Source organism: Pseudarthrobacter sp. Y6 (genome assembly GCF_050156205.1).
GTDB lineage: Bacteria > Actinomycetota > Actinomycetes > Actinomycetales > Micrococcaceae > Arthrobacter.
In genome coordinates, this window is record NZ_CP189574.1 from 3,076,338 (window position 1) to 3,089,438 (window position 13,101).

Below are 13,101 nucleotides of genomic sequence, written 5' to 3' on the forward strand. Positions count from 1 at the left end.
AGGGGAGACCATGCCGCGTTCGGCACGCACACAGCCGTTGCGGTTCTCCACGCAGACGCTCCTCCTTCAGCTGGGCGTGGTCCTGCTGGTGGTGCTCCTCAGCGCCGCCGTCCACGCCTGGCTGACGTACGATCGCGTGGGCCGCGAGGCGGAAAACCAGGCCCTGACGCTGGCCCGCGCTGTCGCCGCGGATCCTGCAGTGCAGGCCAATGTCCTGGCCATCAGCGAGGGCGTGGGCACTCCCCCGCCCGCCGTACTCCGCGCCGGACCGCTGATGGCTGCCGCCGAGGCGGTCCGGACCCGGACCGGGGCACTGTTTGTGGTGATCACCGACGAGACCGGCCTGCGCCTGGCACACCCGGACCCGGACCGGCTGGGCGAGAAGGTCAGCACCGATCCGTCCGAGGCCCTCGCCGGCCAGGAGGTCACCACCAGGAACACCGGGACACTGGGCCCGTCTGCCGGCGCCAAGGTGCCTGTTTACGCGCCCGGCCCGGGCACGGGCACCAGCGCGGGCACCGTCGTGGGCGAGGTCAGCGTGGGCTACTCCATGGAGAGCGTGGGCCAAAGCGTTGCGCGTGACGTCGGGCCCGTGGGGTTGACCGCCGCGGGTGCGCTGCTGGCAGGCGTGCTGGCCTCGTTCCTGCTGCGGCGGCGGCTCCAGCGGCTGACACTGGGGCTGGAGCCCGAGGAAATCAGCACTCTGGTGCACGACCAGGTGGCCGTTTTGCAGGGCGTGGACGACGGCGTCATCGGCGTTTCGGCCGACGGCAGGATCAGCGTGTTCAACGCAGCGGCGCAGCGGCTTCTGGAGCAGCCGGACCTTTCCGGGACGCCATGGGCCGACGCTCCGGTGCCCGGGCAACTCAAGGCGCTGACCCGGCCGGACGCGGTGGAGGCGGACGCGATTGAGCTGGTAGCCGGCGGCAGTGTCCTGGTGGCCAGCGCGCGCAAGGCCCTGCATCGAAGCGAGGACCTGGGCTGGGTGGTGATGCTCCGGGACCGCACGGAACTCCAGCACCTCACCCGGCAGCTCGACGCCGTGGGCACCATGTCAACGGCCCTGCGCGCCCAGCGCCACGAATTCGCCAACCAGCTGCACACCATCGCCGGCCTGATGAGCATCGGGCAGCACCAGCAGGCCCGCGATTACCTGGCCGGACTGGCCGCCACGGGGCCGCTGAAGTTCCCGGTGGACCAGGCGGAGCTGTTGCAGGACCCGTACCTCCAGGCCTTTGTGGGTGCCAAGGGCGTGGAGGCCGATGAGCGCGGCGTCACGCTGCGGATCGGGCCCGAAACCTTGGTCCGCGGCCAGGTCATCGAGCCGCAGGACGTGACCACCGTGCTGGGCAACCTGATCGACAACGCGGTCAACGCCGCCGTCGCCGGCTCCTCCCCGGACCGCTGGGTGGAGCTGGAGGTGCTGGATGAACCGCACGACGACGGCGGGACGCTGCACATCGTCGTCGCCGATTCCGGCGACGGGCTCGCCCCCGGGACGGATCCCGAAGTGGTCTTTGCAGAAGGATTTACGACGGCGGGTGGCCCAGGAATGGCGGCTCCGGCTGCTGCCGGCGGACGGACCAGTGGCGGGCAGGGGCTGGGTCTTGCCCTGGCCCGGAAGCTGGCCCGGCGCCGCGGCGGGGACGTCCGCTTGCTGGAGCCGGGGACACCGGGCGGACCCGGGGCCGTGTTTATGGCTTCCCTGCCACGCACAACGGCCGGGACAACTGCGGGGACCACGGATTTGGCTGGAAAGGACAATAATGCCTGAGGATTTCAGGGTGCTGATTGTGGATGACGATTTCCACGTGGCCAAGCTGCACGCCGCCTATGTGGATTCGGTGGCGGGATTTCTTGCGCTGGCGCCGGTGGGGTCGGCGTCCCTGGCCCTGCAGGCGATCCACAGCCTCCGCCCCGACCTGGTGCTGCTGGATGTCTATCTGCCGGACGCATCAGGGCTTGACCTGCTGCAGCAACTCGACGTAGACACCATGATCCTCAGTGCCGCATCGGACGCCGAGTCGCTGCGGAAAGCGTTCCGCCGCGGCGCCCTCGGGTACCTGTTGAAGCCCTTTACTGCCGAGTCGCTGTCGCAGCAGCTGCGTTCGTATGCCCGGTACCGCAGGCTGCTGGGCCAGCCCGGAGCCCTGGACCAGGGCTCCGTGGAGCGGGCCAAGCGGGCGCTGATCCCCGGGGACGTGGCGCCGTCGGCCAAGCCCCGCTCGGCCACCGAGGCCGCGGTGCTGGAATCGCTGGTCGCCGGCGAGCAGTATTCGGCGGTGGAAGTGGCCACCCGCGTGGGGGTTTCCCGGGCCACGGCGCAGAGGTACCTGTCCTCGCTGGCCGACGACGGCGCCGTCGACATCCAACTGCGCTACGGGACCACCGGACGCCCGGAACACCGCTACAGCCTCCCGGCCCGGTAATTCCGCCCCCACCCATGCCAGCACCCATGCGCGAACTGGCAGCTAATACTCTCAAAATGCGGATCTGAGGGTATCTTCTGCCAGTTCGCGGAGCGGAGGCGGGAGGGAGCGTGCCTAGCTGGCGCTCTTCTGGGCCACAAGCTCGATTTCGACGAGCATCTTCGGGTCAAGGAACGGCAGGACGTGCACGAGTGACAGCGTGGGGCGGATCTCGCCGAAGACTTCGCCGTGGGCGCGGCCGGCCTCTTCCCATTTGCTGATGTCCGTCAGGTACAGCTTGGACTGGACCACGTCTTCGAAGCTGAAGCCGGCATCGGCCAGGACCACCCCGAGCTTCTGCAGGATGTACTGGCTCTGCGTGTAGAAGTCCTCGCCCACTATGCCGTCTTCGCCGCTGGCGGCCGTGGCGGAGATGTAGAGCGTGTTGTCCACCTGGACGGCGCGGGAGTAGCCGAGGGTCTGCTCCCAGACGGAGCCGGTGCCGAATGTTTTGCGCATGCTGGGCCTTTCAGTGCCGAAAATGAGTCGGCACCACTTTAGGTTGGCTGGACGTCAAGCCGGTAAACCAGCAGCTTTATGTCGGTGCCCGGAATCAGCCAGTCACGCTCGGGGACGCGCTTGAAGCCTGTCTTCCGGTAGAGGCCGTGGGCGCTCTCCCAGGTCCCCCCGGTGGTGAGGGCCACGCCGGTGATCCCCGCAAGCGATTTCGCATGCTCAATGATGGCGTCCACCATGGCCTTGCCCGCGCCGCTGCGCTGCACCGCCGGATCCACCACCAGCATCCGGAACTCCAGCTCATCCGGGAGGGCGATGTCGGCGAACGGTTCACCCGCTAGTGCCAGCGTCACGGAACCCACCACCTGCCGGTCACGCTCGGCAACCCAGATGGTGGCCTTCGCCGCACGGGCGGCAACATCCTGGATCTGCTGCATATAGGGATGGTCGGCGCTGTCGAAGTAGCCTGCTGCCAGGTACGAGTCCACGGTGATCCTGGCGATGGCCTGGAAGTCTGCCTCAACGGCCGGTCGGATGGTTATTTGCGATTGCACCTGACAATGCTAGTGGCGCAACGGCGTCACAGCGGAAACTTGCCTGACAGCGCCAAGGTCCCGGCGCAGGTCCAGGCGGCGAGCCTGTCCTCGTCGGCGGGTCCGCCGTCCAGCGGACTGGCCATCCGGGGACGCCGGACCCAGCACCCGGCTTCCTCGGCAATCAGCGCACCGGCGGAGAAGTCATGTTCGTTGAGCCCGCGTTCGCCGTAGGCGTCGTGGGTCCCGTCAGCCACCATGCAGAGGTCCAGCGCTGCGGAGCCCAGCCGCCGGACGTCGGCGAATCCGTCCATCAGACTGCCCAGCAGTGCTGCCTGCTCGGCGCGGACGGCGGGGTCGTAACTGAAGCCGGTGGCGAGGATCTGCCCGGCGCGGTCCGGCACCGGGCCCTGGAGCTGGGTCACCCGGCCGCCTTCTTCCAGCCACGCACCCTGGCCGCGGGCAGCGTAGTAGACCCGGCCCAGCGCCGGGGCGTTGACGACGCCGGCCAGCCAGACGCCGTCGGAATCCGCCACGGCCACGGAGGTGGCGTAGTAGACGATGTTCCGGATGAAGTTGGTGGTACCGTCCAGCGGGTCGATGGACCAGCGGTAGCCGCTGGGGGCAGCGGGCCGGGTGGTGCCGTGCTCCTCCCCCGTGATGGTGTCCTGTGGCCGGGCGGCCGTGATGGCATCCCGAACCGCATTCTCCGCGGCGACATCAAAGGCCGTGACCCAGTCGCCGGCGTCGCCTTTGTTGCTGATGTCCAGGGCCTCGCCATTGCGGGAAGCCAGCACGGCGGCGCCGGCGGCGGCTGCTTGCCTGGCCACCGCAAGCAGTTCGGTGTTGAGGTCCGGATGGCTCATTCGGCAGCCTCTTCTGGGTCTGTGGACGTCGCTTCTGGACCGGCAGCTGGGCCGTTCGCAAGAAGCTCACGGAAGCCGTCCTCGTCCAGAACGGGAACTCCGAGCTGCTCGGCTTTGTCCAGTTTGGTGCCTGCGTTTTCGCCGGCGATGACGTAGCTGGTGTTTTTGGAGACCGAACCGGCCGCTTTGCCGCCCCTGATGAGGATGGATTCCTTCGCCTCGTCCCGGCTGAAGTTCGGCAGCGAGCCGGTAACCACAATGGTCAACCCTTCCAGGGTCCGCGGCATGGATTGGTCGCGCTCGTCTTCCATGCGGACTCCGGCCGCAGCCCAGCGGTCAATGATTTCCACGTGCCAGTCCTCGGCGAACCATTCCTTCAGCGCAGCGGCGATGGTGGGGCCGACGCCATCCACATGGGCCAGGTCTTCCTCGGAGGCGTTCCGGATGCCGTCCATGGTGCCGAACGCGGTGGCCAGGGCGCGTGAGGCGCGTGGACCAACATGCCGGATGGACAAGGCAACGAGCACGCGCCATAGCGGCTGGGTCTTGGCTTTTTCGAGCTCCTTGAACAGTTTGTCCGTGGTGGCGGTGGGCTTCGACGGGGACTTTGCGGTGCCTTTGCTGTAGAAATACGGGACCAGCTCGAACTCGCCGGTTGCCACGCCTTTGGAACGCTTTTCGCGCCGGATCCGGACGTCTGCCAAGTCCTGGGGCGTGAGATCGAACAGTGCCGCCTCAGAGACCAGCGGCGCCACCTCCGGCTCGGCAGGCTGGGTCAGAGCGATGGCTGCCTCCCAGCCCAGGGCCTCGATATCGAATCCGCCGCGCCCGGCCAGGTGAAAGACGCGCTCCCGAAGCTGCGCCGGGCAGGAGCGGGCGTTGGGACAGCGGATGTCCACGTCCCCTTCCTTGGCCGGTGCCAGCAGTGTGCCGCAGGCAGGGCATTCAGTGGGCATAACGAAGTCCCACACCGGCGGTTTCTGCTGGTCGCGCAGGGCGAGCACCGGCCCCACAATTTCCGGAATGACATCCCCGGCCTTCCGCAGGACAACGATGTCGCCGATCTTCACACCCTTGGCCTTGACGACGTCCTGGTTGTGTAGCGTGGCCATCTCCACGGTGGACCCGGCCACCTTGACAGGCGTCATGATGCCGAACGGGGTTACGCGTCCGGTGCGCCCGACGTTGACTGCAATGTCGAGCAGTTTCGTGTGGACTTCTTCCGGCGGGTACTTGTACGCCACGGCCCACCGCGGCACCCGGGTGGTGTACCCCAGGGCACGCTGGGTGGCGAGATCGTCCACTTTGACCACAATGCCGTCGATTTCGTGCATGAGGTTGTGCCGTTGCTCGCCGTAGCGCCTGATGAAGGCAAGGATCTCGGGCAGGCCCCCCAGGACCTCGAAGTACGGGCTGACGGGGAGTCCCCACTGTTCCAGCACGGCGTAGGTCTGGGACTGGCTCAGGGTATCCAGGCCTTCGCGCGCACCAATTCCGTGGACAAACATCCGCAACGGACGCTTGGCAGTTTCCGCAGGATCCTTCTGCCGGATGGAACCAGCGGCGGCATTCCTGGGGTTGGCCAGCGGCGCCTTGCCGGCTTCGATCAGTGCCTCATTAAATTCCGCGAAGGCCTTGGACGGGATAAAGACCTCACCGCGGATTTCAACCTCTGCGGGAAAGCCGGTGCCCGTCAGTTCCGTCGGGATTTCCTTGATCGTCAGGACGTTGTGGGTGATGTCTTCACCCGTGGTTCCGTCACCCCTGGTGGCCGCCCGGACCAGTTTCCCATGGCGGTACAACAGGTTGACCGCGAGGCCGTCAATTTTTAGTTCCGTGAGCCACGCCAGCCGGGCGGTGTCCCCCAGCTTGCTGACGCCGGCCTCGGCTTTGGTGATCCAGGCCTCCAGCTCCTCCAGGGAAAAGACGTCTTCGAGGCTGTACATACGCTGGAGATGTTCGACGGCGGCAAACGCGGCGGAGACTTCCCCGCCAACTTCCTGCGTGGGCGAATCATTGGCTACCAGCTCCGGATGCAGCGCCTCGATCTCCTCCAGGCGCCGGAACAATTCGTCGAATTCGGCGTCGGAGACCAAGGGTTCGTCCTCCTGGTAATACGCAAACCGGTACTTCCTGACCAGATCCGTCAGGTTTTCGTATTCTTCGCGCACGGACCCGGCGGGGACGGCGTCCGGCTCGGTAAGTTCCTCAGTGCTATTTGCTTTTTCCTCTGCGGGGCCCGGTGCTGTGCTCACAGACCTATCTTGCCTTACCGCCCCGACATTGTGCCCAAACGCCCAATGCGCCGCTGCGCCCCGCCGTTAAACGCCGCGAGGGCCCGGACACTGTGCTGTGTCCGGGCCCCCGCGTTTGAGCTTCTGCGGTTAGCGTGAAGCCTGGTCCTGCTCGTTGGCGTTCTTGGTGGCCTTCTGGCCGGCATCCTTCAGAGCCTGGATGACCTGGTTCAAAGCCGCCGTGTGCGTGCCTGACCATTCGCCGCGGAAGTGGGTGGCGTCCGGGCCTTCCCAGTTGGTGCCGTCCAGGACGCGGGACAGGTTGGACCTCTGCTGCTCGATCTCGCCAGCACCGGCCTGCAGCTTGCTGCCAAGAGTCCTGAGCTGTTCTACATCTGCGCCCCAAATAGCCATCAGTTTTCTCCTCGTTGTCTTGGATCCGATCCAGATCGGCATCCCCAGCGGCCCCCGGCTCATCCGGAAGATCCATTACCCAGAACCTATCCCGGCCCCAAAACACTGTCGATGGGCACCGCTGCCCATGCACCCCTTCCCCATGGGCGCGGAACCCATATAGGTAGCAGTAACTGTCGTCATGCAGGCCTATAACGACAGTTACTGCTATCTAATACGGAAGGTCGGGGCTGGAGAAGGCGGGGCCAGATGGGATCCTGGTCAGTGTGAGGCGAGGCGGTTGCGGCTCCACCAGGCGAAGGCCAGTCCGGCGACTGCCACCAGCAGCACACCCGCCATGATGGCCAGCAGTCCGGGGCCGCCAAAGAGGCCGGAGCCGTCGTTCCGGGAAACAGCGGCGGCCTGCGTGGGCTTGGCCGATTTGGTGATGGGCTTGTTCCAGTTCGATTCCGTGGATGGAGCTGCGGACGACGCCGGGCTGGGGATCGTGGTGCTGGGCACGGCCGACGGTGTCTGCCCAGCCGGCGAAACGCTCGGTTCCGGGGCGAGGGTGGGAACCGGTGCCGGAGCTGGCGCGACGGGCGCGGGCGGCGGCGCCGGGGGCTCGATCGCTGGGGCCGACGACGTCTGCGTCGGCGATGGTGGCGGAGTGTCCTTCGGTCCCCTCGTGTCATCCAGGCAGATCAGGCCGCAGTTACTCGATGACGTTTCGCCTTCTACGGCCTGCGCCGGAGCCGCGGCGGAAAGGCCAACCAGGAGCGCCAGCACCGCCGTGGCCGCAGCAGCTGAAACGTCGCGGAGCACGTATGAGGATCGGATCATGGTTACCTTTTCGACAGCGCGCGGCACCCCTTCCGCAGCGAAACAGTGTTTCCGGTAGTCTCCTACAACGCGCCACGGGCCCGCAAATCCATTAGGTTTACGGCCCCGTGGAAGGCAACGGCTCAGCCCCTGTTTTCCGGCGGCAGGGCAATCTGCAGTTTCCGTGCCTTGCCGCGTCCCACGATGTAGCCGCGGCCGGGTATGAACTCCGGGCTGACCCGGCCCAGCGACGTGTTGAGCAGGCTGTCGCCTTCGATGTCGCCCGGGTTGATGAGCAGGCCCCGGCGTCCGGATTTGAAGGGCTGGGCCAGGGACCAGGCGGAGGACCAGGTTGACGTTTCCGATTCCCCGATGACCCACTGATCGGCCTTGATGGACGCCGTCACGAGCTGCGACACGCCCGATTCCGCAACGGTATCCGTGAACTCGGTCAGGCCTTCGATGAAGATCGCCAGCTTCCCCGGGTTACCGGAGGAGTGCTCCGTGAGGTCCTCGATGATGTCAGACAGGTCATCGGCACCCACCACCGAACGGTTCCAGAGAGGCAGCGACGCTACTGCGGACCGTCGCGAGCCAATGTACACCAGCTCCGTGTCCGGATTGGATCGGCGCAGCGCGTACGCCAGGGTTACCAGCGCCACCGTCCTGCCCGCCCCTGGCGGACCCGCCAGCAGCAACGGTCCCTGGGCCATGATCTCGGCCGGCTGCAGAGTTTCGTCGTCGACGCCGATGACGGGAAGGTCCGGGCTGCCGGCAGGCAGCACATCCAGATCCACCTGTTCGGGAAGCCGCTGGATTCTTGGTGCCGATTCCAGGCCCTGGCGCAGCATCGCCTGGCTGAGCTTGTGGACTTCGCGGGCCTGCAGCGCCAGGTTGGAGTTGCCGCCCAGGACAGCCAGCTGGACCTCGTAGCCGCCCAGCATGCCGCGCCCCGGCGGTGAGGAGCTGGTGAGGACGTCCTTGGCCACGTCCATGGACATGTAGTCGTCCTCCGAAGTCAGCCGCAGCACCAGCCTGCGCTGGATGGATGCCAGTAACGACGCCGGTACGGAGTTTGGCCGGTCACCGGTGACCACAAGGTGGATCCCGAGGGGACGTCCGTCTGTGGCCAGCTGCAGGAAGATATCCCAGAGCGCGGACAGGCGGCTGAATTCGTACGTCTCGCGGAACGCCGACATGCCGTCCAGCAGCACGAAGATCCGCTTCTCGTCCGGGCGGCTGGCCAGCGTCCGGTATTCGACGATGGTGGACGCCCTGACCTCGGCGAACCGCGCGGACCTCTCGTCGGCGATATCCCGAAGCAGGCGGAGCAACCGGCCGACGCGTTCGACGTCGTCACCGTTGATGATCTCGCCAACGTGCGGCAGCTCTTCGAGCATCTTCAGTCCGGACGAGCCGCAATCAATTCCGTAGATGTGCACAGGCCCGCCGCGGGGCGTGACGGCGGCGGCAATCGCAATGCCGCGCAGGGCAGCGGACTTTCCGGAGCCGCCAGTACCGTAGATAGCCATGTTGCCGTCCTGGTCCGGCTCGTAGAACACCGTGGGCTGTTCCTGGCGGGCAGGATCATCCGCCACGCCCAGCAGCAGCCGTTCGTCCGTCCGGGGATTCGGGAGCTTGGAAAAGTCGTACGTCTTGGCCAGCTCATCCAGCCACGGTTTGCGCGGCGGCCGGATGGCCAGCGATTCCGCGGCCCTGACAATGTTAGTGGTCATCCTGGCGATGTCGTTGGGGCCGGCCGGAGCTTCCTTGACGGGCTTCTCCGGGGCCGGCGCCTCCCAGCTGGGACCTGACCCGAAAGCCATCTCCACAATGTCGATCTGCGGACGCTGGGGCTTTTCCGTCGTCCAGCCGCCCGCATAGCCGGTCTGGAACCCCTGGATACGGCCTGGCCCGGTCTTGGCAGCGCCGCGGCCCGGGATGGACGGGTCGAAGTATGCCGCGTCAGGCACGCCAAGGATGTCGGTGGCATCCTCCTCGTCCGCCATGCGCAAGGCAACCCGCAGGTTGGTGTTGGCGCGCAGGCTGTCTTTGATGACACCGGCGGGACGCTGCGTGGCCAGGATCAGGTGCAGGCCCAGGGACCGGCCACGGGCAGCAACATCCACTACGCCGTCCACAAATTCGGGGACCTCGGTGGCCAGCGCCGCGAATTCGTCCACAACGATGATGAGGTACGGCGGCGCCTCCGGGTCGGCTTCGCGCTGGAGCCCCAACAGGTCCTTGGCCTTCTTGCGGTTCAGCAGGTGCTCGCGGTAGTGCAGCTCCGCACGGAGGGACGTCAGGGCGCGTCGGACCAGGTGCTGGGACAGGTCGGTGACCAGGCCCACGGTGTGGGGCAGGCTGAGGCAATCGGCAAACGCCGCCCCGCCCTTGTAGTCCACAAACAGGAAGCTCACGCGGTCGGGGCTGTACGCGGCAGCCATGCCCATGACCCAGGACTGCAGGAACTCTGATTTACCGGCTCCAGTGGTGCCACCGACCAGCGCGTGCGGGCCCTCATTCTTCAGGTCCAGGTAAAGCGGTTCGATGCCCTTGGAACCCACCAGCGCCCGGAGGGTCCCGTTGTCCTTCCGGTTGGGGACCGCGGAGGCATGGACGGAATTGTTCTCGACCCAGCGCTCCGCCACGGCCTGCGGGTTATCCAGGAAGTCCTTGCCGATCAGGGTGGCGTAGGACACCGCACGCGGCAGGTCGGAGTCGTCGCTGACAGGCTTGCCAACATCCACCACGGGCGCCAGCATCCGGGCCAGCTGGGCGGCCAGTTCGGCGTCGAGGCTTTCGCAGCTCACGGGGTACGTGTGCCGTCCCAGCCGCACCTGCCCGGTGGTGGTACCGTTTTCGCCGTCCACCACCATAAAGTCCCGGCAGGCGGCCGGAAGTGCCTGGATGTCGGTGGCCACCCACATCACGTGGACGCCGGAATCCGGCCCGCGCTCGGCGAGGCGGGTCAGCCTGCCCCGGTCCACCGGCGCGTCGTCCTCGACGATGACCAGGACTGCCGGCAGCACCGGAGCCGGGATCTCGTCCTTGGCAGGGTCCACGGATCCCCGGTGTTCCGGGGCGGAGCGCTTGGCCATGGCTTCCCTCGCGTCGAGCAGGTCCTCGAGCCTGGCCACGAGGGAGGAGCCGCTGGCTGAACCGGCGGCCAGATGGTCGCCGTTGAGGGGGCTGTGGCCTGAACCCACGTGGGGCAGCCACTGCAGCCAGTCCCAGCGCTGCCGGGACTGCGCCGACGTAATGGCTGTCACCACGGCCTCCGCCGGCGAATGCAGCCCCACAAACTGCAGGACCATGCCGCGGGCAACGTCGTCCACCAGGCCCCGGGCTCCAGCCACGCCGAAGGACCCGGCGGTGCGCAGCTGGGAGACCACCGGGACACCCTCGATGTCCCTGAACTGCTTCAGGCAGTCCTGGATCTCGCGCATGAATTCAGCTTCGGTGTCGTTGCTGTTGGGTTCCTCGAACAGGATGCGTGATGTACCGGTGCCGAGCCCGAACCGCAGGCCCAGGAAGCCGGTGTGCTCCGGGCGGTGGGTCCACAGCAGCGGACCGAGTTTGTAGATGGAATCCACGGTGTCGCTGACCGACGGCGCTTCCTGCAGGCGGACCGCGCGTTCCACGTGCTGCAGTTCGGTGATGTCCTGCCGGAACGCAGCCATGGACTCCCGGAACTGTTTGAGCTGTTCCTTCTGCTGGCGCCTGGTCTGCATCTTGTGGTCCACGTAGTGACCCACAATGAACAGCGGCATCATCATCATGAACACCACCGACAGTATGTTCCGCGTGACCGCGAACATAATGCCGCCCATCAGCAGCGGCGCCATCAGCATGATGTACGGGAACGGCTGGTGGTCCGGACGTTTGGGTCCGGCCGGTGGCACGCGCTTGGGCGCCTCAAAGCGGGGAACCACCCGCGGGGAGCGGTTGAAATCTACAAGGGGCGACGTCGGCGCTGCCGCCTGGTTGCGGCCCAGCGGCACCACCGTGACGGTGGTCTCCCCCAGTGTCACCGTGTCCGATGAGTTCAGGGTGGCCCGGGTGACCGGCAGGCCGTCCATCAGGAGGCCGTTGGCGGAGTTCGTATCCACGATCTCCACGCTCTCGCCCACGGTGATGCGGGCGTGGCGCTTGGAGGTCAGTGGGTCCGAGAGCCGGATGTCCACGTCCCGGTCCCGACCGATGTAGCTGGTGCCGGAAGGCAGCGAAAATTCCTGGCCGACGTCGGGCCCGGAAAGGATCCGCAGGGTGGCTGCGGCGGGTCCGCGGTTGGCGCCGGGTGCGTTGAATAGCTCGCTGACCTCGGTCAGTGACACCACGGAGCCCGGGCGCAGGCCCGACTCCAGGAGGTTGTCCGTGCGGGTCAGGACGGTGCCGCGCATGCCGCCGCCCACAAAGGCCTCGTCGATGCGGAGCGAAAGGTTCTCCGGTGCCGGCGAGCCCTTCCGGTCGGGGTCGGCGGCCCAAAGCTGGGTGGCGATGTCCGCCACTGTGGCCAGGCCGTCAACGGTGACGGCCAGGTCCTTGGTTTCCGCCGGGTCCCGGCGGAGTGTCAGCCGGATCCTCATCCTTCGTCCACGCCCCTCATCTTTTCCAGTAAGTGCAAATCATCGGGGGTGACCAGGTGGGAAGTGACCGCGTGTTCGACGAGCCTCGCGCGCCGGTTGGTGGCCAGTTTCCCACCGCCGCCACGCAGGCCCACCACGCCCACGCGGTCAAGTTTGTCGCAGACGTTATCGAGCTTCCGGTTGAACCGGGTCAGTGCCCAGCCCAGGGTCTTGGCCGCTGCAGCCGAGGAGGGGATGGCGCTGAATCCGGTCCCTTCCCGCCGCAGCATGGGTTCGGCCAGAGCCACGATAAGGGCCCTCTGGGAGTCGGTGAAGACCACGGGGCCGATGGTGGTGTCGCCGTTGCTGTCGTCCTCGCGTGATTCCTGGCGGAAGGACGGCGTCTTGAGGTGGACGGCGAACTCATACGTGGTGGGCCCGGCGGTGAAAATGACGTTCGTGTGGCTGAACACCAGCGGGATGCGCGCACCCGGCGACAGCCAGGCCTGCATCCCGCCGGAACCGTCGGCGACTGTGGCGGACAGCATCCCGCCCACGTTGCTTAGCCACCAGATCCCGTCGTAGCGGGCCACCTGCAGGAACTGGCGGTGAAGGTACGGGTTGTCGTCCACTTCAAGATCGCCTTCGCGGCCGATGTTGAAGATTTCCTCATCGGACGGTTCGTACCATTCACCACAGAAATCTATTGCTAGATCCCCCATTTTCCGTGCCTCCTCGTCGGGCGGTGCCCGCGTTCACTA

The 13,101-nt window shown here is 66.7% G+C and carries 10 protein-coding genes; 2 read left to right on the forward strand and 8 right to left on the reverse strand.

Annotated elements, in window-relative coordinates; translation table 11 throughout:
• Window positions 1-10 precede the first annotated feature (10 nt).
• Window positions 11-1,774, forward strand: coding sequence for an ATP-binding protein (locus tag ACQCSW_RS14815; protein ID WP_426987044.1), 1,764 nt, complete (start codon window positions 11-13; stop codon window positions 1,772-1,774).
• Window positions 1,767-2,429, forward strand: coding sequence for a response regulator (locus ACQCSW_RS14820; protein WP_426987046.1), 663 nt, complete (start codon window positions 1,767-1,769; stop codon window positions 2,427-2,429). Before ACQCSW_RS14815 ends, ACQCSW_RS14820 begins: the two co-directional genes overlap by 8 nt.
• Window positions 2,430-2,543: 114 nt before the next feature.
• Here the strand turns inward: ACQCSW_RS14820 and ACQCSW_RS14825 are convergent, their stop codons facing one another.
• The 8 genes from ACQCSW_RS14825 to ACQCSW_RS14860 form a co-directional block, all read right to left on the reverse strand.
• A complete protein-coding gene (locus ACQCSW_RS14825; RefSeq protein WP_426987048.1) occupies window positions 2,544-2,927 on the reverse strand; it encodes a RidA family protein in 384 nt (127 codons plus the stop codon).
• Between the two features lie 38 nt (window positions 2,928-2,965).
• Entirely contained in the window at window positions 2,966-3,478 is a 513-nt protein-coding gene (locus tag ACQCSW_RS14830; protein ID WP_426987050.1) for a GNAT family N-acetyltransferase, read from the reverse strand.
• 26 nt (window positions 3,479-3,504) lie between these two features.
• On the reverse strand, window positions 3,505-4,323 hold the full coding sequence (locus tag ACQCSW_RS14835; RefSeq protein WP_426987052.1) for an inositol monophosphatase family protein: 819 nt from the start codon (window positions 4,321-4,323) through the stop codon (window positions 3,505-3,507).
• On the reverse strand, window positions 4,320-6,578 hold the full coding sequence (gene ligA, locus ACQCSW_RS14840; protein WP_426987054.1) for an NAD-dependent DNA ligase LigA: 2,259 nt from the start codon (window positions 6,576-6,578) through the stop codon (window positions 4,320-4,322). Before ligA ends, ACQCSW_RS14835 begins: the two co-directional genes overlap by 4 nt.
• A 129-nt stretch (window positions 6,579-6,707) precedes the next feature.
• Entirely contained in the window at window positions 6,708-6,971 is a 264-nt protein-coding gene (locus ACQCSW_RS14845; protein ID WP_426987056.1) for a WXG100 family type VII secretion target, read from the reverse strand.
• A gap of 261 nt (window positions 6,972-7,232) precedes the next feature.
• Complete coding sequence (locus ACQCSW_RS14850; RefSeq protein WP_426987058.1) at window positions 7,233-7,793, reverse strand: hypothetical protein; 561 nt, start codon at window positions 7,791-7,793, stop codon at window positions 7,233-7,235.
• Between the two features lie 122 nt (window positions 7,794-7,915).
• Window positions 7,916-12,361 carry an FtsK/SpoIIIE domain-containing protein gene (locus ACQCSW_RS14855; protein ID WP_426987060.1) on the reverse strand — a complete coding sequence of 1,482 codons (4,446 nt, stop codon included), beginning with the start codon at window positions 12,359-12,361 and terminating at the stop codon, window positions 7,916-7,918.
• Window positions 12,358-13,062, reverse strand: a complete 705-nt coding sequence (locus tag ACQCSW_RS14860) for a hypothetical protein (RefSeq protein WP_426987062.1) — start codon at window positions 13,060-13,062, stop codon at window positions 12,358-12,360. The genes ACQCSW_RS14855 and ACQCSW_RS14860 overlap by 4 nt, the downstream gene beginning before the upstream one ends.
• Between the last annotated feature and the right edge of the window lie 39 nt (window positions 13,063-13,101).